This is a genomic window from Lysinibacillus sp. (genome assembly GCF_032093475.1).
Lineage (GTDB): Bacteria > Bacillota > Bacilli > Bacillales_A > Planococcaceae > Lysinibacillus > Lysinibacillus irui.
Window position 1 is genome coordinate 1 of the sequence record NZ_DAMDAY010000075.1, and the last position, 21,506, is coordinate 21,506.

Annotated in this window: 22 protein-coding genes; 18 read left to right on the forward strand and 4 right to left on the reverse strand. The window is 39.9% G+C overall.

Annotated elements, in window-relative coordinates; translation table 11 throughout:
• From RT445_RS15290 to RT445_RS15305, 4 genes are all read left to right on the forward strand, one after another.
• The coding region (locus tag RT445_RS15290; RefSeq protein ID WP_313470835.1) for a LolA family protein at positions 1 to 906 on the forward strand (906 nt) is incomplete at its 5' end.
• 14 nt (positions 907 to 920) lie between these two features.
• Complete coding sequence (locus RT445_RS15295) at positions 921 to 1,142, forward strand: hypothetical protein (protein WP_313470837.1); 222 nt, start codon at positions 921 to 923, stop codon at positions 1,140 to 1,142.
• Between the two features lie 413 nt (positions 1,143 to 1,555).
• Positions 1,556 to 3,331, forward strand: a complete 1,776-nt coding sequence (locus RT445_RS15300; RefSeq protein ID WP_313470839.1) for a cation:proton antiporter — start codon at positions 1,556 to 1,558, stop codon at positions 3,329 to 3,331.
• A 78-nt stretch (positions 3,332 to 3,409) separates the two neighbouring features.
• Positions 3,410 to 4,306, forward strand: a complete 897-nt coding sequence (locus RT445_RS15305) for an RCC1 domain-containing protein (RefSeq protein ID WP_313470840.1) — start codon at positions 3,410 to 3,412, stop codon at positions 4,304 to 4,306.
• Between the two features lie 71 nt (positions 4,307 to 4,377).
• Here RT445_RS15305 and RT445_RS15310 read toward each other — a convergent pair whose 3' ends face one another.
• On the reverse strand, positions 4,378 to 4,731 hold the full coding sequence (locus RT445_RS15310; protein WP_313470842.1) for a DUF4260 domain-containing protein: 354 nt from the start codon (positions 4,729 to 4,731) through the stop codon (positions 4,378 to 4,380).
• Complete coding sequence (locus RT445_RS15315) at positions 4,731 to 5,156, reverse strand: MerR family transcriptional regulator (protein ID WP_274796742.1); 426 nt, start codon at positions 5,154 to 5,156, stop codon at positions 4,731 to 4,733. Before RT445_RS15315 ends, RT445_RS15310 begins: the two co-directional genes overlap by 1 nt.
• Before the next feature lie 124 nt (positions 5,157 to 5,280).
• Here RT445_RS15315 and RT445_RS15320 point away from each other — a divergent pair, with 124 nt between their 5' ends.
• From RT445_RS15320 to RT445_RS15330, 3 genes are all read left to right on the forward strand, one after another.
• The gene (locus RT445_RS15320; RefSeq protein WP_274796743.1) at positions 5,281 to 5,787 is read left to right on the forward strand and encodes a sigma-70 family RNA polymerase sigma factor; all 507 of its coding nucleotides are present in this window, start codon (positions 5,281 to 5,283) and stop codon (positions 5,785 to 5,787) included.
• Complete coding sequence (locus RT445_RS15325) at positions 5,780 to 6,973, forward strand: hypothetical protein (protein WP_313470845.1); 1,194 nt, start codon at positions 5,780 to 5,782, stop codon at positions 6,971 to 6,973. The genes RT445_RS15320 and RT445_RS15325 overlap by 8 nt, the downstream gene beginning before the upstream one ends.
• Positions 6,974 to 7,194: 221 nt before the next feature.
• The gene (locus RT445_RS15330; RefSeq protein WP_274796745.1) at positions 7,195 to 8,643 is read left to right on the forward strand and encodes a tetratricopeptide repeat-containing diguanylate cyclase; all 1,449 of its coding nucleotides are present in this window, start codon (positions 7,195 to 7,197) and stop codon (positions 8,641 to 8,643) included.
• A gap of 51 nt (positions 8,644 to 8,694) precedes the next feature.
• Here the strand turns inward: RT445_RS15330 and RT445_RS15335 are convergent, their stop codons facing one another.
• Positions 8,695 to 9,243, reverse strand: a complete 549-nt coding sequence (locus tag RT445_RS15335) for a GNAT family N-acetyltransferase (protein WP_313470848.1) — start codon at positions 9,241 to 9,243, stop codon at positions 8,695 to 8,697.
• Between the two features lie 171 nt (positions 9,244 to 9,414).
• On the opposite strand from RT445_RS15335, the gene RT445_RS15340 reads away from it, so the two are divergent.
• From RT445_RS15340 to RT445_RS15380, 9 genes are all read left to right on the forward strand, one after another.
• Positions 9,415 to 9,885, forward strand: a complete 471-nt coding sequence (locus tag RT445_RS15340) for a DUF2975 domain-containing protein (protein ID WP_274796747.1) — start codon at positions 9,415 to 9,417, stop codon at positions 9,883 to 9,885.
• A gap of 10 nt (positions 9,886 to 9,895) precedes the next feature.
• The gene (locus RT445_RS15345) at positions 9,896 to 10,117 is read left to right on the forward strand and encodes a helix-turn-helix domain-containing protein (protein ID WP_274796748.1); all 222 of its coding nucleotides are present in this window, start codon (positions 9,896 to 9,898) and stop codon (positions 10,115 to 10,117) included.
• 119 nt (positions 10,118 to 10,236) lie between these two features.
• Positions 10,237 to 10,887, forward strand: coding sequence for a TetR/AcrR family transcriptional regulator (locus RT445_RS15350; RefSeq protein WP_274796749.1), 651 nt, complete (start codon positions 10,237 to 10,239; stop codon positions 10,885 to 10,887).
• Positions 10,888 to 10,946: 59 nt separating this feature from the next.
• A complete protein-coding gene (locus RT445_RS15355; protein ID WP_313470852.1) occupies positions 10,947 to 13,259 on the forward strand; it encodes an ABC transporter permease in 2,313 nt (770 codons plus the stop codon).
• A 6-nt stretch (positions 13,260 to 13,265) separates the two neighbouring features.
• Entirely contained in the window at positions 13,266 to 14,024 is a 759-nt protein-coding gene (locus RT445_RS15360; protein ID WP_313470854.1) for an ABC transporter ATP-binding protein, read from the forward strand.
• A gap of 123 nt (positions 14,025 to 14,147) precedes the next feature.
• A complete protein-coding gene (locus RT445_RS15365) occupies positions 14,148 to 14,666 on the forward strand; it encodes a sigma-70 family RNA polymerase sigma factor (protein WP_312507064.1) in 519 nt (172 codons plus the stop codon).
• Positions 14,653 to 15,315 carry a TIGR04104 family putative zinc finger protein gene (locus RT445_RS15370; protein ID WP_313470856.1) on the forward strand — a complete coding sequence of 221 codons (663 nt, stop codon included), beginning with the start codon at positions 14,653 to 14,655 and terminating at the stop codon, positions 15,313 to 15,315. Before RT445_RS15365 ends, RT445_RS15370 begins: the two co-directional genes overlap by 14 nt.
• 141 nt (positions 15,316 to 15,456) lie before the next feature.
• The gene (locus RT445_RS15375; protein WP_313470858.1) at positions 15,457 to 16,008 is read left to right on the forward strand and encodes a biotin transporter BioY; all 552 of its coding nucleotides are present in this window, start codon (positions 15,457 to 15,459) and stop codon (positions 16,006 to 16,008) included.
• A gap of 18 nt (positions 16,009 to 16,026) precedes the next feature.
• On the forward strand, positions 16,027 to 17,601 hold the full coding sequence (locus RT445_RS15380) for an amidohydrolase (protein WP_313470860.1): 1,575 nt from the start codon (positions 16,027 to 16,029) through the stop codon (positions 17,599 to 17,601).
• Between the two features lie 24 nt (positions 17,602 to 17,625).
• Here RT445_RS15380 and RT445_RS15385 read toward each other — a convergent pair whose 3' ends face one another.
• Positions 17,626 to 17,835 (reverse strand): hypothetical protein, encoded by a 210-nt coding sequence (locus tag RT445_RS15385; RefSeq protein WP_274796756.1) that lies wholly within the window; start codon positions 17,833 to 17,835, stop codon positions 17,626 to 17,628.
• 267 nt (positions 17,836 to 18,102) lie between these two features.
• On the opposite strand from RT445_RS15385, the gene RT445_RS15390 reads away from it, so the two are divergent.
• Together RT445_RS15390 and RT445_RS15395 are read left to right on the forward strand one after the other, a co-directional pair.
• A complete protein-coding gene (locus tag RT445_RS15390) occupies positions 18,103 to 19,872 on the forward strand; it encodes a glycerophosphoryl diester phosphodiesterase membrane domain-containing protein (protein WP_313470862.1) in 1,770 nt (589 codons plus the stop codon).
• 583 nt (positions 19,873 to 20,455) lie between these two features.
• Positions 20,456 to 21,406 (forward strand): stalk domain-containing protein, encoded by a 951-nt coding sequence (locus RT445_RS15395; RefSeq protein ID WP_312507069.1) that lies wholly within the window; start codon positions 20,456 to 20,458, stop codon positions 21,404 to 21,406.
• Positions 21,407 to 21,506 lie beyond the last annotated feature (100 nt).

Genomic DNA, 21,506 nt, shown 5'->3' on the forward strand with positions numbered 1-21,506 from the left:
ATGGGAGAGCTAGGTGGCAAAGCTTATGTGAAGGAATGGGTAAAGGATCGAAATAGACGGATAGAGATGACAGGTGACAATGGTGAGCATGTGATTACGGTCACAAAGGATGCTGAAGTGATTAGCTATGATGTTACTGAACATACAGCCTATACAATGGCTTATTCGCAGGATGAACTTGACGGCCTACAATCACCGAAAGATCAGGTACAGCTTATTTTTAATATGGTTAAAGATACGCATGATATTAAGATAGCTGGAGAAGAGAAGGTTGCTGGTAGAGATACGTATAAAATTGTAGCGAAAACGAAGAAAACGGAATCATTATTTGGGGATATGGAAGCATGGATTGACAAAAAAACTTGGTTGACGTTAAAAATGAAGTCAGATAATGCAGGAAATAAAATGCTTACCGAATATTCAAAGATCAATTTTGCTGAAAAAATCGAAGATCAACAATTTACACTAGATCTACCAAAGGATGTAACGATTCAAGAAATTAGCGGAGAAGATCCTTCTGAATCCATTTCATTGGAAGACGCCAAGCAGCAGCTAGAAACGTTTTTAATGGTTCCAGAAGAAAATGGTCTTACGTTAGATAAAATTTCAGTTGTTAAAGGGATAGAAGATCGATCAGAATATTCTTTTGATTATGGATTAGACGGAGAGCTCGCATTTTTTGTCACGGTATTTAAAGCTGATGCTAGTATGGCAGATATTGGTCCCATCCTAAATGAAAAAGAGATGGATATTCGAGGACAAAAAGGAACGGTTATGGATGATCAACATTTCCGTTCGATTGCTTGGCAAGAAAACGGCTACCAATATAGTATTGTTGGGCAAAATCCAGAGTTAACGGCTGAGGATCTTGTAAGCTATGCACAAAAAATGATAGTTGTACAATGAGGTGAGGTGATGCTATGAAAAAAGCACACGGATTAAAATGTCTAGCATTGTTTTTATTTACCACTATTTTCTTCTATGGGGTAGGAGAAACATATGATGTGTCTTGGCTCCAATTTCACTTGACAGGCCAATATAATGATGTCAGTTTTTATTTTAGCTTTACTTCCCTAATTCCAATCTTGATTGGACTAGTAATGGTGGGGCTATATGAATCACTATTAAAACGATTTATCTAAATAATTTAGAGGCAGGATCACTTAAGGATGGTCCTGCTTTTTTTATGGTAGGTATCTATTACTATAAAAAGGATTTTTAAAGGATATTTTAATACGGCTACTTTTTTCTATAGCTTCGCCCTACAATTGTTTGTCCCCATTGTTATTGGTCCTTTGCTTTTACTTTACATTAACTTATTTACATCATTTAAAAATGGATGATGATAGGGCGATTAAGAAAACAAAGTGGGCAGCGGTCCGGTCTTTAGGACTCGCTTTGGTTGTCCCAGCTCTTTATAATGTAATGATGTTGATGATGATGTGGCGATAAGGTGATAATTTACAAGCAATTTGTACATAATGAAGGGTAACGGGTTTAGTCATGCTAAAAATGGGGAATATACATTTATCCTAAGCAAACGTAGGTGATACATATGTTTGATCAATTATTATTCCAGTTACCTTTTATCATTTTTATTGGTTTATTTTCGCAATGGTTAGCTTGGCGTTTTCGCATGCCAGCCATTGTAATTATGAGTATAGCTGGACTGATGATTGGTCCTTTTACAGGCCTAGTATCTCCAAAAGAGACATTTGGCCCTATTTTTCATACAATTATTTCTTTGGCAGTTGCCGTTATTTTATTTGAAGGAAGTTTAAGTCTTGATTTTCGAGAAATACGTGGCTTTCGTAAATCAATTTTACGCATTTCCACCGTAGGGGCAGCCATCGCTTGGCTAGCAGGCTCGACTGCTGCTCATTATGTAGCAGGTCTATCATGGCCAGTCGCCTTTGTGATTGGTGGCTTGTTTATTGTAACAGGCCCAACCGTCATTTTACCTTTATTAAGACAGGCAAAATTGAAGGAGCGACCAGCGGCGATCTTAAAATGGGAAGGAATTGTTGTCGATCCCTTTGGAGCCTTATTAGCGCTTTTTGCGTATCAAGTGGTTTTAGGTTTGTATCAGTTAGAAGGTGGGACATCTCTTCCTGTCTTCTTTATTTCAGCATTTTTAGCTGCCCTTTTAGGAGGAATTGTAGGCTATTTAATGGGTCAATGCTTGGAGCGAGGATTGATTCCTGAATTTTTAAAATCCCCTTTGCTGCTCGCAACGATTTTACTCGTTTTTGCCTTAAGTGATGCCATTATGCATGAAACAGGCTTGCTAGCGGTGACGGTTATGGGGCTAGTCATGGCAAATATGCATTTAACAAGTCATCATGAACTGCTTCATTTTAAAGAAAATATTTCGGTAATTTTAATTTCCAGTGTTTTTATAATGCTAACCGCCTCCCTTACAGTTGAAACTTTATGGCAGATTGTTGATTGGCGTATGCTATTATTCGTGCTGGCAATGATGTTTATCGTTCGACCGTTATCGATTTGGATTGCGACGATAAATACAGGCTTAACGTTGGAAGAACGGGCATTAATCGGGTGGATTGCACCGCGAGGCATTGTTGCGTTAACTGTATCGGGTTACTTTACAACGGCACTGCAGGATGTAGGGTTTCAAAGTGCACAGTTATTAACAGCGCTGACATTAGCACTTGTTTTTGCGACAGTAGTTGCCCATGGTTTTAGTATTGGCTGGCTTGCCAAAAAGCTTCATTTACAGGCTTCCACTGGTAAAGGTATCGTCATTGTAGGCGCATCACCATTCACAACTCAATTAGCGACATCACTTCAAAGTAATGGAATTGATGTATTAGTGATGGATCGCTCATGGGAAGATTTATCTGCTGCTCGCCACAATGGCTTGAAGACGGAAACGGGTGATATTTTAAGCGAGCATACCGAGTTCTATGTCGACCTAACCCCTTATGATCAGCTAATTGTCGCTACAAAGCAGGATGCCTATAATGTTCTTGTTTGTGCTGACTTTGTTCCAGAGCTCGGGCGTCTCAATATTTATCAGACAGCCCTACATTCTACTGACCCTAAAAATTATTCTCGAAAATACGGGGGACAGTTATTAGTCGATGCAGAGCACGATATTCATCAATTAAATGCGCTTATCGAACAAGGTGCGCAACTACGGCAAACGAAAATTACTGAAGTATTTACAGTGAAAGATTATCTAGAACAAAACCCAAATGCCGTCATGATCTATGCCATGACCTCAGATGGAGATATCGTGTTAGATATGGTCAATAAATATGACGATATAAAAAATGAACCACATACCATTATTAGTTTAATTGGCTAACTATATGTTGGAGAGCGTTAATCAAAAAAGGATTAACGCTTTTTAAGTTGAAGTTATTGCTACTCAAGGAGGTAAAACATGAATTATATTACACCGAACAAAGCCATGTTAAAGATGAACAGATGGCCTCGGCAGACGATAGCAGCGGGTCGGCGACATTCCGTTGGGCTTCAAGCTGATGGAACTGTGGTGGCTACAGGAGATAATAAATATGGGCAATGTCATGTAAGCGGTTGGCGTGATATAGTAGCGGTGGCGGCTGGTAATGTTCATATGGCGAGGAATACAGGAAATACGCATACAATTGGTCTTCACTCAAACGGTACGGTGGAAGCTGTTGGTTGGAATAAGCATAATCAATGTCATGTAAACGAGTGGTGTGATATAGTCTCGGTTGCAGCCGGCTGGTGTCATACCATTGGCCTTCAATCGAATGGTATGGTGCTCGCAGTGGGCCGAAATCATGAAGGAGAGTGCCAAGTAAACGACTGGCGTAACATTGTAGCAATCGCTGCAGGTGACTGGCACACTATTGGTCTTCAATCGGACGGCTCGGTAACCGCTGCAGGGAATAATCGCTACCACCAAGGTAACGTCCATGATTGGCGCAATATGGTGTCGGTTGCTGCAGGCTATCTTCATACAATTGGTCTTCGTTCAGACGGTACTGTATCAGCCGTGGGGTCTAATAAACATAAGCAATGCGATGTAATGGGCTGGCAAGGGATGGTGTCGGTAGCAGCGGGTAGTTACCATACCATTGGACTTCAAGCTGATGGCACGGTAATAGCTGTTGGTTTGAATAAACATGGTCAATGTAATGTAAATGACTGGCATGATATTGTGGCAGTTGCGGCGGGTTGCGCACATACTGTTGGACTTCGAGCAGATGGCACAGTGGTTGCAGTAGGGGATAATGAGTATGGCCAATGCGATGTAAGTGGCTGGCAGGGCATACAAGTACATGGCGATTAGATATTGGACACTAGATTTTCAAAAAGGAGCTTGGATTCCCAAACTCCCTTTTTTAGTTGACTCCTTGCTAGTTACGCAATTTGCTGTAAATGTGTTTTCGTAAAAGCTTCCTCATATTTGAGCCCATAACCGAGAGCTCGATCTAAAAAAATATGTGAGAGCCATATCAGAGCAGCTGCAAGAAGTGATGGGGATGCCACCATAAAGCCAATAATAAGAAGCACTGCAGGTAACGCAAAGCTATGCCCAATATTATAAAAGAGAGCACCTATTTTTGTATTCAAGACATAGCCGACCATAGTAATGTCAGGCAGTAGTAAAAAAACGATAAAATAAAGCCATGAAAAATTTAAGTGCCCATAGAAAAAGACCGTGATCATAAAAGCAATAACATATTCTAAAGAAATAATTTTACGTAATTTCATCATCCATCACCTTCCAATAAATTTTGATACATATCCTCTATGAGAGAGGCAATTTTTTCTTGATTTTTTTCATATTGTCCATCAGCCATTAATGTTTTCGTCAACTGTAAGGATTGAAGTGCATGTTGATAGAAATGAAGTTGTTGTTCAATACGGGTGATTTTTGTAGAAAACAGCTGTACCGTTTCTTCATTGCACGTTGGTGATACAGGCTTTTGTTCTAATGTTAGTAAGTGCTTAATTTCTTGGAGTGTAAAGCCTAGCTGGCGTAAGACGATAATAAATTTCATGGTCTGTTCACACGAGGCATCATACACACGGTAGCCATTTTCCTGTTTTTGGGGATGTAGTAAGCCCTCTTTTTCGTAGTAGCGAATTGTATCAGTTGTTAAATGAAATGTCTCAGCGAATTGTTTTATTTTCATGTAAGTACCTCCTAAAATCATCCTAACATTGGAGTATGCTCCAAGGTCAAGGTTCTTAATGAAAATAATTAAAATAAATGAAACGGTCATCCAGTGGCAGTCGTTTATAGTGTAAGAAGGGGAGGTGGACGGCATACTTGAACAAATAATCGATGAACATGCAGAACATTTATTACGTCTCGCCTATTTTTACGTCAAAAACCGGCAAACAGCAGAGGATATTGTGCAAGAGGTCTTCATTAAATTTTCACAGCGTGGCTATGAGGAAAGAGGACAGCTCCGTGCGTATTTATCCACGTTAACAATTAATCAAAGCAAGGATTATTTGAAAAGCTGGCATTATAAAAAAATACTGATACAAGAAAAATTATTTCCTATGCAGGGCGGTAAACAGCGGGATGAACTCGTGGCAGCAGAAGAACGATCCCAAATTGGGGCGGCTATCTTAAAGCTATCATTAACCTATCGAGAGCCCATCATTTTATATTATTTTGAAGAAATGAAGATTCGTGATATTGCCCAGCTGCTCGGTGTGGCAGAAAATACGGTCAAGACAAGGCTGAAACGGGCAAGAGAGGCATTAAAGCCCCATCTGAAGCAGGGGGAATGGGAGGTGTTAAGGCATGAGTGAAATACACAATGAATTAGTCAAAGTAGCGGGTGATTTGACAGCGAGCAAAGAGCGAGTCAAAAAACAAGTACTAAAGCAGGCGCATATTAATAGAAGGAAGCCTTTTCGATTCACCCTGTTAACAGTAGTACTGACACTTTGTGTGGCGGGATTTGTTATGGTGCAGCTTCTTACGAATGAAACAAAGCAAACGTCCTCACTATTTCATGAAAGGCAGCTACAGCACTTCGAACGTATTAGTCAAAATATGTGGCCAGGGAAAGAGCGGGAATTTTATAAGGAGGAGGCCTATCTTTCTTATGAGAAACTTATTGCCTCCTACTATTTTGCAGAGTCTCTAGGTATTGACTATTCAAAGAATGACCTAGAAGTCGAGAGAAAGAAGCAAATGGACCAATTGGAAATGCTTCATCAATCACCTGGATATGAATATTTTTTTCAAGGATTAACACCTAAACAGTATGTTGCAACTTATCTCGAACCCCTTCTGCCAATGTATACTGTTCGGGCGAAGCTGTATGACAAGTATAAGGAAAAATATCCAACCTTTTATGCCTATCAGGAAGTAGCCACTATTGACGCCAAACGGTATTTCCAAGCGAATTTTGCTGAGCAAGCAAAAACCTTTCAAAAGGAGCATAACATTAAAATTCGTTCCAGCTCATATGGTTCTTCCAAGGTTGGGACCGTTGCAAAAGTTGAATCAAATGTTTTCTTGTTTGTAGAAGGGGTGATTCCTGATGATCTTAATCACATGACGAAGGAACAGCTTGCTGAAAAATATGAACAAGCCGATTGGTATCCGGTGTTGGATGATTTTCCTGTCAAGCAGGGGGATTATATTACATTAACATCAATAGGTACAGGGAGCATTGAGGAAAACGGAGTCGTAAGAAAATATGGGTTATTAAATAAATTGGAGGTACTAGAACCAGCCATTACAAAGAAGCTTGAGCTAGACAATGAGCAAGAGGTCGCTCAGTTTTTACGGGATATCCCGTGGCAACCTGCAGATGTGATGAAAAGACCACCTGAATATTCTTTTCAAGTAGAAGGTGTACGGATTGAAATATGGAATGGCTATGGTGGGTCCCTCTACATTCAAAAAGTAGGGATTGGAGAAATTCAGCTGAGTGCCAATAGAGCAAAGCAGTTAAAAGTCCTTTTAGGTATAGATGAATCTTAACAAGTCTCTTTAAAAGAGGCTTGTTTTTTATTTGGAGGAAAATTATAGTAAAAATACCATGTTAAAATAACCTTTCTTTAAAATTTAGGATAAAATACACAGTATTTTTTATCGCTAGGATGAATTACTTAATAACGGAAAAATAAATGAGACCAAAGAATTGTAATATTTTGTGTGTAAATGTAGTATTAAAGAAGTAAGGGAAGATAAGGGGGGGCCGTATGAATACACAAGAATTTGAAGAATTATGGATTACGCTCAATGAATTATATAATGCTGATCGCTTTTTAGAATATATAGAAATAAGTAGTACAGCAATTGAAAGTGCTATTGAGCTTGGTATGTATGATAAGGCTATCCTGCTACTGCGCTATAGTTGTGCCAGCTATTTTCAAACGGGTGATCTACAGCTTTCCATAAGTATCCTTGAACAATATCGTGAGTTAACTTTTCAATATGGCACTGATATTGATTTAATTCAATATTACAATATAGCCGCCATTTATTGGGGAACATTTGGGCATTTAAAAAAATCCGAGGAGTTAATGCTGAAGGGGCTAAAGATTGCTGAATCGATTCAGCATGTGGAGAGCATGGGTAAAATTTATAATAACCTAAGCGATTTAGAAATATCTATGGGGAGTTATAGGAAAGCAAAGGAATTTGCTTTAAAAAGTCTGTATTATTCGAATGCTTTTGAAGTGCAGCATAAAGAGCCGTATACAACTATGATTTATCCGAAAACAAATCTAGCTGTAGCGCTTATTTGGCTTGAGGAATTTGAGGAAGCGAATACGATATTACAAGAATTGTTGGCAACAATTCACCATCCACCATACTCAAAAGTGCAGCTGGAGGTTTTTAATGCATATGCATTTTTATGCGAAAAGCAGGGACGGATAAGTGAAGCCATTGATTTATACCAAAAGACAAAACACTATGCTTTGCAAAACAATGATCTATCCTTGCTTCAGCTTATTTATAATTCTTTAGTGAAGCTCATTGAGGACCAAGGCAATAAAGTGGTGCTATGTGCCGTTCAAAAAGAATATATTAATATATTGTTAGAAATACAACGTGAAAACTACTCACATGTATTGTTTGAAATGGAATACAACGATCATAAGAAGCAATTTGAAAAAAATGCCTATATCGATCCGCTAACGAATATCTACAACCGTCGTTATTTTGATGAACAGGCAGCAAAAATGGTTGAAAAAGCAGCCGAAAGAAATCAGCAATTAGCATTAATGATGGTGGATTTAGACCATTTTAAGGAAATCAATGATATGAATGGTCATTTATTTGGAGATGATGCATTAACAAGTACTGCTAAAACATTACAGGATTATTTTAAGCCCTTTGAATCCATTGTCGCACGCTTTGGCGGAGATGAATTTATTGTACTAAGTCAAGTAAAGGAAGGCGAATCTGTTCAAGCATTGGCAGATAACCTTTATCAAACACTAGCCTCGCTATCTCTTACGGTGGAGCATAAAACGGTTCAATTAGAGTTTAGTATTGGCGTGAGTACGAACCAGCATGGTGAAATTCAGAAGGTGGACGAACTAATTAAACATGCGGATGAAGCGCTTTATAAGTCAAAGCGTAATGGTCGCAACCAAATTACACACTATAACCAATATTATGATGTTGGAAATGGTATTTAAATGAGAGAGAGGCATATCTACAGTGGAAGTGCCTCTTTCGTGAAAGGTTTGTTAATGTTGTGGATTGATTAGGCCGTAAAAAACAATATCTTCAAATGTACCATTTTTATTAACATGATTCTTCAACGTTCCCTCATAGCTCATGCCACATTTCTCCATGATTTTTCCTGAAGCGGGATTGGATAAAAAATACTGGGCATAGACACGATGATAGTTTTTCTCTTGAAAGGCAAACTCGATGATAGCTTGCGCTGCCTCTGTTCCATAGCCATTTCCCCAATACGGCTCCCCAATCCAATAAGCCATTTCTCCATTTTGATGTTGTGAACGATTTGACAAGCCTATTGCCCCATATAATTGTCCACTAATTTTGTCTGTTATAGCAAATTCGTATAGTCGATTATCCTCAAAGTTTTGTGGATGTGTGGAAATCCATGACAATGCACAATCTAATGTATAGGGATAAGGTAAATTCAGGGTGCTTTTATAAAGAGCATAATTGTTACATAATAGACTGACTTCAGGTGCATCTGCCTCTGTAAAAAGTCGGAGCATAAGACGTTCTGTTTCTATTGTTTTTTCTGCTGCTCTGTAAATCATTGAAATACCCCCTTCATAAATGGATAAAACCGATTATAGCACAAAGGCAAGAAAAACAAACCAAATAATGGATATTTGATAAAAACATCTTGATATGGGATAAAAATTTATTGAAAAACGATAAATTTTATGGTAAGTTGAACTGGACAATAAATAAAAGAGGTGCGTAAGATGAAACGAGAAACGCTCTTTTTAAAGATCGCTGTTTTTCTTATGGGATTGCCCGTTCTCGCCTTATGTATATGGGTGGTGCCACGTGTTGCTTTGAATACAGGGGAGCATTCTCCAGTTTTAACCATTTTTGCTTTGCTTGGGGTCTATGCAACGGCAATCGCATATTTTGTTGCTCTTTATACGACGATTAAACTGCTAAGCTATATTGACCAAAACATTGCATTTTCAGAGCTATCAGTGAAGGCTTTAATTAAGATTAAATATTGTGCAATTATCATTAGTAGTGTTTACGTGGTTGGCATGCCACTGATATACTATGCTGCGGAAGTAGATGATGCCCCTGGTCTTATACTTATCGGAATGGTCATTGTTTTTGCTTCCTTTGTCGTTGCAGTTTTTGCTGCTGTGCTTCAAAAGCTTCTAAAAAATGCCATCGATATCAAATCAGAAAATGATTTAACGGTTTGAGGTGAATATTATGGCGATGATCATCAATATTGATGTAATGCTGGCGAAACGGAAAATGAGTGTAACAGAGCTATCAGAAAAAGTTGGCATCACAATGGCAAACCTATCTATTTTAAAAAATGGCAAGGCCAAAGCCATTCGCTTTTCAACATTAGAAGCAATTTGTGAGGCGTTAGATTGTCAGCCCGGTGATATTTTGGAATATCGAAAAAATGAAGAAATACAAAAATAAGAGTCTGCATGATGCAGATTCTTTTTTTGTTGAAATTATTGCCAATAGGAGTTGTCCTATGCTACGATGTAAAAAGGATATATCGACAGGCAGTCGGTCAAATGAGGGGGGTTATCTTGATGAGGGAAATGAAGAAAGCAGAAGAACGCAGAAATGAAATTTTAGATGCAGCAGATGAATTATTTGCCCAGAAGGGTTTTGACGGCACAAGCACGAGTGCAATTCTTGAAAAAGTGGGCATTGCACGAGGCACATTATATTATCACTTTAAGTCGAAGGAAGATATTATGGACGCCCTTATTGAGCGCTATACAAGTACGATGCTAGCAAAGGCAAAAACCATAGCAGCAGACAAGAATATAGCTGTAAATGAGCGCATACTGCGTGTGGTGATGGCACTGAATGTGCAAAATGAACACAGTGGTCAGCAGATCATGGAGCATGTTCATAAACCACAAAATGCATTGATGCATCGAAAAATACAGCAAGTGATTCTTAATCAAGTACCACCTATTCTTACGTCCATAATCCGTGAAGGTATTGAGCAGGGTATTTATCACACACCGTATCCGTATGAATGTATGGAAATGATTATCGCTTATACCAATACGGTATTTGATGATGATCTGGTGGTAATGTCGGAAGAAGAACGGGCTGCCCGTATCCCAGCATTTATTTTTAATGTGGAACGAATGCTTGGTGTTGAAAGTGGTAGCTTGCTGTACATGATGCAAATGTTTGGCAATGAAGGCGAAAGCGGTACGAAATAATACTATTCTTGGGTCTTGTTAGGTTTGATGAAAGTAAAAAACTTACTAAGAGGTGACCTATGTATTATAAAATTGTGCGAAATGATATGGCAAATAGCAAGCTAATTACAGGTATAACCACGCTATTTGTGGTAGCTGCAGCAATGCTTGTCACGCTATCGGCTGTGCTCATCGTCCACTTATCTAGTGCTATTGATTCTCTAATGAAACAGGCAGAAACAGCTCATTTTTTACAGATGCATGCAGGAGAAATCGATACGGAAAGGCTTGCTCTTTTTGCGGAACAGGATAAACGTGTAGAAGAATTTCAGATCAATAAATTTCTGAATGTAGATGGTTCCAACATTAACATAGCTGATAAAACACTAGCACAAAGCGTACAGGACCATGGGTTTAGTATACAAAGTGAGCATTTCGATTATTTACTGGACCTTGATGGCCGTGTAATTGAAGTAGCAAATGGTGATATTTATCTTCCAGTTAGCTACTGGAAGGATGGCACAGCCAAAGTGGGGGATACCGTAACAGTACATGATCAGTCGTTGACGGTTGCAGGGTTTTTACGGGATTCACAAATGAATTCTATGTTAGCATCTTCTAAACGTTTTCTTGTCAGTGAGCAGGATTTCGCGGCGATCCAAAGGGCAGGTACGATGGAATATTTAATTGAATTTCGGCTTAACCATTTAGCTGATTTAAAAGACTTTGAAGAAGCCTATGCGTATGCAGGACTAGAAGCGAACGGTCCGACCATTACGTTTCCCCTTTTCAAAATGCTAAATGCCCTAACGGACGGGTTGATGATTGCGGTCATTCTACTAATTAGTATCCTCGTTGTAGCGATTGCATTTATGTGTATTCGTTTTACATTACTAGCTAAAATTGAAGAGGATTATCGTGAAATTGGTGTGATGAAAGCGATTGGCATACAAGTTACGGATATTCAAAGAATGTATCTAGCTAAATATGCCGCCATTGCAGGACTTGGCTGTATGCTTGGCTTTGCCTGCTCTTTCCTGCTACGGGATACACTGCTTGAAAATATCCGTTTGTATATGGGAGAAACAAACAATACCCCTTTCGTATGGTTGTTTACTATCATCGGATTACTGCTCGTGTTTCTTGCCATCATAGGTTATGTACAATCCGTTCTTAGACAATTTCGCAAGCTATCTGCCACGCAAGCTATTCGCTTCGGTACAATGCAAGGAAAAGTTGGTTATGCATCTTATTTGAACCTCAGCTCTAACAAAAGGCTTCCTATTAATCTCTTTTTAGGCATAAATGACGTGCTCTCACGCAAAAGGTTGTATGCCACTATGCTTGCCGTCCTACTGTTGGCGACATTTATGATCATTGTTCCTCAAAATGTATCGAACACAATTTCTAGCAAAAGCTTTATAACACATATGGGGATTGGCGATAGTGACATTCGAATAGATATCCCACAAGGTCACCAAAAGGCTGTAGCTACCATCATGAAAACGCTAGAAAAGGATACAGCCATCAAGGAATATACCGTTTTGACGACAAAAAAATTCAAAGCCATTACAGATGATGGGACGGAAAAAAATCTGAAAATTGAGCTTGGCGACCATACAATCTTTCCTCTAACGTATGCCCAAGGTAGGGCGCCTGTTGCACAAAATGAAATGGCGCTTTCAGTATTGAATGCAGAGGAGCTTCATAAAAAGGTTGGTGATGTTATGTCACTAGTCATCAATGGTGAAAAGAAAAACCTAGTAGTGAGTGGTATTTATTCAGATATTACTAATGGTGGCAAAACAGCTAAGGCAGCCTTCTCTGACCATTCAACAGAAAGCGTATGGCATGTCATTTATGGAACGATGTCAAATCCGTCACAGGTCGAAGAAAAGGTGAAGGAATATACGGATGCATTTTATTTTGCCAAGGTATCAGGCATTGATGATTATATTAACCAAACATTTGGGGCAACGATCCACTCTATAGAAAAAGCTTCTAACGCATCACTCGTCATTGCCCTACTGCTGTCTGTGCTAGTGACATGCTTATTTATGAAGATGTTGATGACGAAGGATCGATCATCTATCGCTATTATGAAATCATTGGGCTTTACAAATGGAGATGTTGCCACACAATATGTCACACGTTCGATGCTTGTTGTATTAGTAGCTGTTTTAATAGGGAACTTACTCGCAAATACGCTAGGAGAATTTCTCACAAGCAAGGTCATTGCCTCATTTGGTGCAGCTTCATTTAATTTTACGATTAATTCATTAGCTATTTATGTTTTTTGCCCATTAGTACTCATAAGCGTCGTTTTACTTGCAACGATTATTGGTACATCAAGGGCGGGGCAAATAAAAATAATGGATCATATAAGGGGGTAGAATGAGATGAAGACCTTAGTGAGTGGTGAGCACATCGTAAAATCATTTCTAATAGGCAATGAACAGCACCCCGTTTTATTAGACGTATCCGTGGCAATAGCTGAAGGGGAGTTCGTTTCCATTATGGGACCGTCAGGCTGTGGAAAGTCCACTCTCTTGTATGCACTAAGTGGGATGGATAGCATTGATCATGGCCTTGTTATTTTTGATGGTCTAGATGTAACCTCCTTAGATGACAAGGAACTTGCCAATCTGCGTAGAACAAGGATGGGCTTTGTGTTCCAGCAGCCAACCTTTCTAAAAAGCTTGAATATCCTGGATAATATCCTGCTACCAGCCATGCGTGATCAGCGGAAAAATGTGAAGGCCTTGACAGAAAGGGCGCTACAGCTCATGAACAAAATGGAGATTGAAGACTTGGCAAAGCGAGATATCACCCAGGTTTCCGGTGGTCAGCTTCAGCGGGCGGGCATTTGTCGGGCTTTAATCAACAATCCACAAATGATTTTTGGGGATGAGCCAACAGGTGCTTTAAATTCAACATCTGCCCAGGCAATTATGGATATACTAGCCTCTATAAATAGGGAAGGTACAACGATTATGCTTGTCACACATGATCCTAAAATTGCTGCGAGAACGGAGCGTATCCTCTTTATGTGTGATGGCGCAATCGTCAGTGAAATGCGCTTGCCAAAATTCGTTGGCTCGAATGTAGCCGATAGATTGGCCAAAGTGGTAGCAACAATGCGAGAAATAGGTATTTAATAGATGGGTTGAATCCGTAATTGCTTAAAAAGCGGCCATTACGGATTTTTTATTTTTTTTTGTAAAAAAATGAATCGTAATGATAGTGGCGTCCGTCAGTAGTGTAGAAAGAAGGTGAGAGCAATGATGGATATTGAGCAGATCATCGAGGAGCATGGTGATTACTTACTAAAGGTCGCCTATCTATATGTGAAAAATATAACAACGGCGGAGGACATCGTCCAAGATGTGTTCATTGCTTTTTATCAAAAGCAGGAACAATTTCGACAGGAAGCATCATTGCGTACATATTTAGTGAAAATGACGGTCAATCGCAGTCATGATTATTTACGGAGCTGGAAAAGCAAACGGCTGACATTATTTGAAAAGATCACGGGTCGCACAACAACTGTTACACCTGAAAAGGAGATACTTGAAAAATCCGTTAAAAAAGAGCTAACAGAAGCGTTGTTTACCTTATCCGTTTCCTATCGAGAGGTTTTGATATTGTATTATTTTGAGGAGATGTCGACAGTGGAGATCGCACAGCTTGTTAAATGTCCAGAAGCAACGATTCGCACAAGATTACAGCGAGCTCGCAAACAATTGGCAATAGCAATGGGTGACTTTGATTGGGAGGTGCTACACAATGAATCGATTTAAAGAAAATCTATTAAAAGAGCTACAAGATGTCAAGCTTTCAAAGAACCGGAAACAAATAATCGCGGGTCAAGCACAACGAAAAGTTCAACGCAAAGCAGGTGGTCAATGGACATATCGTATTGTGTTAGCGACCTTTACTATTTTCGTCATTGGTTTTAGCTATTTACTAACGCAGCAGAAGGAACAGCATACAACAGGTCATCAGGCAGCGAGATTACAAGAGGATACGTCGAGCTGGTGGTCATTATTTGAATCAGATTATGTAAGAGGCATTCTTTTATTAGGCATATTTATAGGTTCAACCTATATTGTCAAACGTTTTTTAGTGAAAAAAGGCTATGGTTTACCGGTTTGTATTGAATGTGGGGAGAGCTGGTCTGAGAAAGAAGCACGTAAATTGTACCGCAAAAATAGTGAAATTGTGTGCCCTCATTGTGGACAAAAACAGTATCGTACGAAAAAATCGATACAAATAGGGGGCATTCTCACGATGCCAATCCCATTATTTATTATGCTGCAGCATGTTTTCCATCATTATTTTATCGGTATTATTTTCTTTTTAGTAGGGATGCTCATTTTTTATCATCAATTAGTGCCCTATGTGTATAAGCTACAAGAAAAAGATCCAATGAATGAACCTCTATGGTAATAATTTTGCAAGGAAATTGCTATGCTTATCTAGCAATTTCTTTTTTTATTCTAAAATAGATTGACAACCGTTTTCATTTGCATTATCTTTGTGTTAACTTATTTTTATAATTAGTTAACGCACAAGGGGAGGCTTTTTACATTGAAAAAAGGAAGTACATATCAATACGTGTTAGCGGCATTTGGTGCAGCCATTATTGCAGTTCTTGCACAGGTGACGATCCCGCTACCACTCATTCCGATTACAGGACAAACGTTAGCGGTTGGCATCGTGGTGACGATATTAGGGACAAGACTTGGGACATTATCTGTGCTGCTTTATATGCTATTAGGAGCAGTAGGGTTACCTGTATTTAGCGGTATGTCAGGTGGGCTGGCAATTTTAGTTGGTCCAACTGGTGGATATATCGTTGGTTTCCTTGCTACAGCGATTATTATGGGCTTATACTTAGATAAATTTGGTATTTCATTCGTACAAGCAATTATTGCAAATATTATTGGGATGTGTGTAACATTGGCGTTCGGTTCTGTATGGTTAAAAATTGTAGCGGACTATACATGGACAGCTGCCTTTATGGGCGGTGTTGCTCCATTTATCGTAGTAGGAATCGTTAAAGCGGTGCTTGCAGCGTGGATTGGTGTTATTGTTCGCCGCCGCTTAGCAAGTGCACATTTAATTGAAGCAACAGCATAGGACATAGGAGGAATAGTTTTGGCAACATTATGGACAGGTGGAAAGATTTACACGATGGCTCAAGTTGGTGAAACAGTGGAAGCAGTCCTTGAAGAAGATGGAAAAATTGTGGCGACAGGCTCAGTAGAGAGCTTGTCGCCACTAGCTGCTTCTATCCAACATTTACAAGGTAGTGTGATGTACCCAGGCTTTGTTGATAGCCATTTACATATTATCGGTTACGGTGAAAAACTAAAGCATATTGATGTCTCCATGGTGACAAGTAAGGATATGCTACTCGAGAAGCTACAAGAGCGAATGTCCCATGCTTCCGCACAGGAATGGGTCATTGCAATTGGACTAAATGAAAACCAATTTGATGAACCCATTTTTCCGACATTAGCAGAGCTAGATGCACTAGGAGAAGCCCATTTAATTATAAAACGTAGCTGCCATCATTTAATTTTAGCCAATTCCAAGGCACTTGCATTTGCAGGGATTACTAGCGCTACCCCTTCACCAGAGGGCGGTGTCATTGACAAAGTTGATGGTCAACTTACTGGTGTGCTAAAGGATGCGGCCTTGTATTTAATTGTTAATCATATGCCCCACATTACACCAGCTTATATTGAGGATGCTCTGGCAAAAGCGATTGCCTCACTCCAATCCTATGGTTTAGTAGGTGGTCATTCTGAGGACTTAAGCTATTACGGGCCACCAAGTCAGCCGATTCAGGCCTATCGCAAAATAGTGGAGGCACAGCAATCCTTTAAAGTGCATTTACTACAGCATCATACGGTCTTTGAAGAAGTCGTGAAAATGGATCTACTTTCTTCACCATACTTGGAGTTTGGCGCCATGAAAATTTTTATCGATGGAGCCTTTGGAGGTCGCACAGCTGCGCTACGTCAACCATATTGCGATGATCCAAGCAATGCAGGGATGCTAATTCATTCTACGGAGCAATTAACGAAGTATGTTCAATTGGCTCGTCACTACGGACAAACTGTTGCAGTGCATGCCATCGGTGATTTAGCTATAGAGACGATTTTAGCAATCTTTGCAGCAAACCCACCTCAAGAAGGTCAGCTTGATCGAGTCATTCATTGTAGTTTAGTGGATGATGACATTTTATCCAAGCTAGCTGACTTACCAGTTGCCGTTGATATGCAGCCGCAGTTTGTGCAAGGGGAATATCAAGCAGAACTGTCTAGACTCGGGACGAAACGAGCGCAGGGCTTACATCCTTTAAAGTCACTGCTTGACCGAGGGCTTATAGTAGCAGGGGGCAGTGACGCGCCGATTGAAGTACCGAATCCGTTAGTCGGAATCTATGCTGCTGTCACAAGGAGAAATGTTGGGGAAACACACGATGGCTATAATTCACAGGAAAAAGTCTCTCGTTTTGAGGCAGTTCGACTCTATACAGTAGGGGCTGCAGAAATTATTGGTCAGCAAAATACTAGGGGCAAAATTGCAGCGGGCTATGCAGCTGACTTTACGATTTTACAAGAGGACCTTTTTCATGTGGAGATCGAGCACCTCCCTCAAATTCAAGTAGCCTGTACGGTTGTGGATGGCAAAATTGTCTATGAAAATCGCTGTAAAGGATAACCTTTGCAGCGATTTTTTGATGTGCTATTTTCTGTCGGCTAATTGTTTAACTTGTTGTTCTAGGTTTGCGACACGAATTGTTAAGTCCTCTACTTGCTGTTGTGTGGTTGGGGGAGGAGGCACAGGGGTAGTTGATTTCATTTTTTTAATCATATGAATCATCACGAAAAAGATTGCGAGAAACATACATAACAGAACGATCGTACTAATGACATCGCCAAGGTTGAATTTCATGTTTGCGCTCCTTTCTCTAGTGGGTATCTAGTTATATACTGGATAGCCTTCGAAAAAGTTTCAAGAAAATAGAAAAGGACGAGCCAACAAATGGGGTTTCAGATTATTTGTTGCATGATAATCAAGAGAACAACACAATTCTTCTCCTACTTTGGCGCATAGAATACTTGAACAAATAGCTATTTTCCATGCTTTGAGTAATGGGCCATAGCAGTATGAACATACGTTAGTAGAGAGCTATTTTAACAGCATGACAGGGGTGAGTATGTGCACAAGGCAGGACAAGTAATGCGACAGGCTGTCTACAATATTTATGCTTATCGTTTAGATTATGTACAGGTTTTCGCATTGATTAGAATCTTTCAATTTTTATTGATAATCCCTGTTACCTCTATCGTCTTTAAGCTCACGCTACGAGTAACGGGATTTACACATATTACAGAGCAAAATTGGCAAAGTTTTGTGGCGCATCCCTTTGTCATCATGATGATTTGTCTATTAATGTTACTGTTTTTATTATTTGTCTATTATGAAATGGGCTTTTTGTTCTTAATGGCTTTTCATCAGCAAAGAGGAATGCGCTATCGATTTTTTCCTTTATGGCAGCAGTTGAATCGTAAGGTTGTTTATTTTTTTAGTGTCCAAATCTTATTTTTAATCGTCTATCTTGCCCTATTATTGCCACTCGCTTCTTTTATGCTACCACTCACCTTAACCCAATCCATCTCACTTCCACATTTTTTAACCGAAGAAATAATGAGTACTCGAGCAGGTAGACTAGCATATGCTGCAGTGGCAAGCATTTTAGTAATGATCGGTATCCGAAGTATTTTGACCTTACCTATTTTTACAATCCAACCGAACATCTCCATTTTACGCTCATTCAAGCAAAGCTGGCGATTTTCGAAGCGAGGTTTATTTGAATTGTTAGTGTTACTGGCAATGCTTTTAACAGGTCATTTGCTAATGATGCTAGGTATAACGGTCATTAGTACGTTTCCACTTTATATTATAGAACGGTTAATGCCAAGTGCTGCACTCGTTACTGCCGGATTGACACTCGCTTTTCTAGAAATGGTCTTTGTGGTGCTTTTTAGTTTATTACAGGCCACGTTTTCACAAGTCATGGTTGCCATCACCTATAATACGTCTGTGCTAGGCAAATTTAACGTTGCTTCATATAGGAAGCGACGCTATAAACCATTGCTATTCATTAGTTTCATCGTGTTTATCGTATTAAGTATGATGAACATGAATTCTTTAGAGAAAAGTGTTTATGCGCCTGATACCAAAATTATTGCCCATCGAGGCTATGTAGCAGGCAATGTAGAAAATACGATTAGTGGGTTGGTGAGCGCAGCCAATGCAGGGGCTGATTTGATAGAAATTGATATTCAGCAAACCGTCGATGGTGAATTTGTCGTTTTTCATGATCGAACTTTACGACGATTAGCTGGTAAAAACGGCGTGATAGCGAATATGACCTTGAATGAACTAAAATCGTTAACCATTCATCAAAATGGCTTTAGCGATAAAATTTCCTCGCTAGATGATTGTATCGAAATTGCCAAAGCTTTAGATGTGTCGCTATTAATTGAATTAAAGGTCCATGGCAAAGAAACAGAAGATGTTCTTCCTAAATTGGTAGAAAAGCTTCGAAACTATAAGGTGCTTGATTCCTATTATGTGCAATCTGCGGACGGGCAGAAAATGATGCAATTAAAAAAATTAGTACCCAATCTACGTGTCGGCATTGTCTATGCCCTCAATATCGGACCGATGGAAGAAAATGTTGATTTCATCGCATTAGAGGAATCCTGGGTAACCGAGCAGCTCATCGAGGAGTTAAAGCAGCATCCAACCGATTTATTTGTCTGGACCCTCAATGACGATCGTTCACTACAAACCTTTATCGAGAAAAATGTCAGTGGCGTCATCACCGACCACCCCGACGTCGCCCGCGAGCTAAGAACACAGCAAAGCGAACATCAATACTTCCTCCAACGAGTCCTCAATCGCCTCCGCTTTATCTTTTAAGCGGGGCGAATACCCGCGAAGTGTAGGTGAATCCCTGTGAGCGAAGGTGAATACCCGCGGAAGAGGAGCGAATACTCGCGGAGCAGAGGCGAATACCCGCGGAAGGGAAGTGGATACCCGCGAAGCAGAGGCGAATACCCGCGGAAGGGAAGTGAATACCCGCGAAGCAGAGGCGAATACCTGTTAGCGAAGGTGAATCCCCGCGGAAGGGAAGTGAATACCCGCGAAGCAGGGGTGAATACCCGCGAAGGGAAGTGAATACCCGCGGAACGAAGTGAATCCCTGTGAGCGAAGGCGAATAGCCGCGAAGCAGGGGTGGATATCCGCAGAAGGAAAGTGAATCCCTGTAGCGAAGGTGAATACCCGCGGAAGAGAAGCGAATACCCGCGAAGCAGAGGCGAATACCCGCGAAGCAGAGGCGAATACCCGCGAAGCAGAGGTGAATACCCGCGAAAAAGAACCCTATAACAAGAAGACATCTCTGAAAATATTAGGCTTCATAAAAATTTTGGCCAAATTGTAACCTTTTTCATGGAAACACGACTACTTTTATGAATCGTGATATGAAGGAGATGCTTTTTGTATGAAAATGACGAAAGTCGTACCATTTGCTATGTCAGCATTATTATTAGGGGGCGCGTTTGGAGCTCCAACTGCATCAGCGAGCGAAGTGGAGGCGGTTGTAACGAACACGGACAATTCGGAGCAACAAGTACAGCCGGTCTTTATTAAAGTGACAGGGACAATTGACAAAGTAGAAGTACGTGAAAATGGCACTTACTATACAGTAATTGATGGTGACAATACGAATATTATGATCGCCAATAAGGATTCACTTGTTTTCGATAATACGGGGAAAGAAGTGAAGCTACAAAAGGGGGATAAAGTGTCGGCGTATTCTTATGCGAAAAAGCCTATGCTAGCTATTTATCCGCCGCAATACAACCCGGAAGTAATTATTGTCGAAACAGAAGAAATGGGTAGCGTGGAAGTTGATTTCTTTAACAAAGATTTAGTTGATACTGAAAACAACTTAAAATTAAATGTTGGGGAAGACATGAAACTAGTGAGTGCTTCCGGTAGAGATGTGAAAATGGATGATTTAAAAGAGCAGCATTTAGTAGTATTCTACACGATTGCCACTATGAGCATTCCTGCTCAAACACCACCTTCAAAAGTGATCGTGTTAGACACAATCGAGAAAGAAGAGCCAGTGGAAGTGGACCCAGAGCCAACACCGGAACCAGCACCAAATAAATCAGCTGTTGAAGACATCATCAATAAGGACTTTTATGAAGTAGAAGGAACGAAAATGGTACCTCTACGATTAATTGCAGAAGAACTTGGCTTTAAAGTAGAAGTAACATCAAAAGGTGCCATCATTTCTAAAGGCGCACTATCTTATACAATTACTCGAGGACAAAAAGAATATGGCTACAATAAAGCGCTTCGCCAATTTAAAGTAGCCCCAGCTCTATTAGAATCTGGCAAAACTTATGTACCTGTTGAATTCGTAGAAGAATTAATGAAATAAGCATATCATCCCCCCTTTGTGGTTTTTACCATGAAGGGGGTTTTATTTGTATCTTTTGAAAACCCCTTGCTATGCGAGGGGTTCCAAAGGGCTTCTAGCT

Coding starts and splice junctions, on each gene's coding strand:
- RT445_RS15295 (WP_313470837.1), top strand. CDS start 921: ATGAAAAAAGCACACGGATTAAAATGTCTAGCATTGTTTTTATTTACC.
- RT445_RS15300 (WP_313470839.1), top strand. CDS start 1,556: ATGTTTGATCAATTATTATTCCAGTTACCTTTTATCATTTTTATTGGT.
- RT445_RS15305 (WP_313470840.1), top strand. CDS start 3,410: ATGAATTATATTACACCGAACAAAGCCATGTTAAAGATGAACAGATGG.
- RT445_RS15310 (WP_313470842.1), bottom strand. CDS start 4,731: ATGAAATTACGTAAAATTATTTCTTTAGAATATGTTATTGCTTTTATG.
- RT445_RS15315 (WP_274796742.1), bottom strand. CDS start 5,156: ATGAAAATAAAACAATTCGCTGAGACATTTCATTTAACAACTGATACA.
- RT445_RS15325 (WP_313470845.1), top strand. CDS start 5,780: ATGAGTGAAATACACAATGAATTAGTCAAAGTAGCGGGTGATTTGACA.
- RT445_RS15330 (WP_274796745.1), top strand. CDS start 7,195: ATGAATACACAAGAATTTGAAGAATTATGGATTACGCTCAATGAATTA.
- RT445_RS15335 (WP_313470848.1), bottom strand. CDS start 9,243: ATGATTTACAGAGCAGCAGAAAAAACAATAGAAACAGAACGTCTTATG.
- RT445_RS15340 (WP_274796747.1), top strand. CDS start 9,415: ATGAAACGAGAAACGCTCTTTTTAAAGATCGCTGTTTTTCTTATGGGA.
- RT445_RS15345 (WP_274796748.1), top strand. CDS start 9,896: ATGGCGATGATCATCAATATTGATGTAATGCTGGCGAAACGGAAAATG.
- RT445_RS15350 (WP_274796749.1), top strand. CDS start 10,237: ATGAGGGAAATGAAGAAAGCAGAAGAACGCAGAAATGAAATTTTAGAT.
- RT445_RS15355 (WP_313470852.1), top strand. CDS start 10,947: ATGTATTATAAAATTGTGCGAAATGATATGGCAAATAGCAAGCTAATT.
- RT445_RS15360 (WP_313470854.1), top strand. CDS start 13,266: ATGAAGACCTTAGTGAGTGGTGAGCACATCGTAAAATCATTTCTAATA.
- RT445_RS15365 (WP_312507064.1), top strand. CDS start 14,148: ATGATGGATATTGAGCAGATCATCGAGGAGCATGGTGATTACTTACTA.
- RT445_RS15370 (WP_313470856.1), top strand. CDS start 14,653: ATGAATCGATTTAAAGAAAATCTATTAAAAGAGCTACAAGATGTCAAG.
- RT445_RS15385 (WP_274796756.1), bottom strand. CDS start 17,835: ATGAAATTCAACCTTGGCGATGTCATTAGTACGATCGTTCTGTTATGT.
- RT445_RS15395 (WP_312507069.1), top strand. CDS start 20,456: ATGAAAATGACGAAAGTCGTACCATTTGCTATGTCAGCATTATTATTA.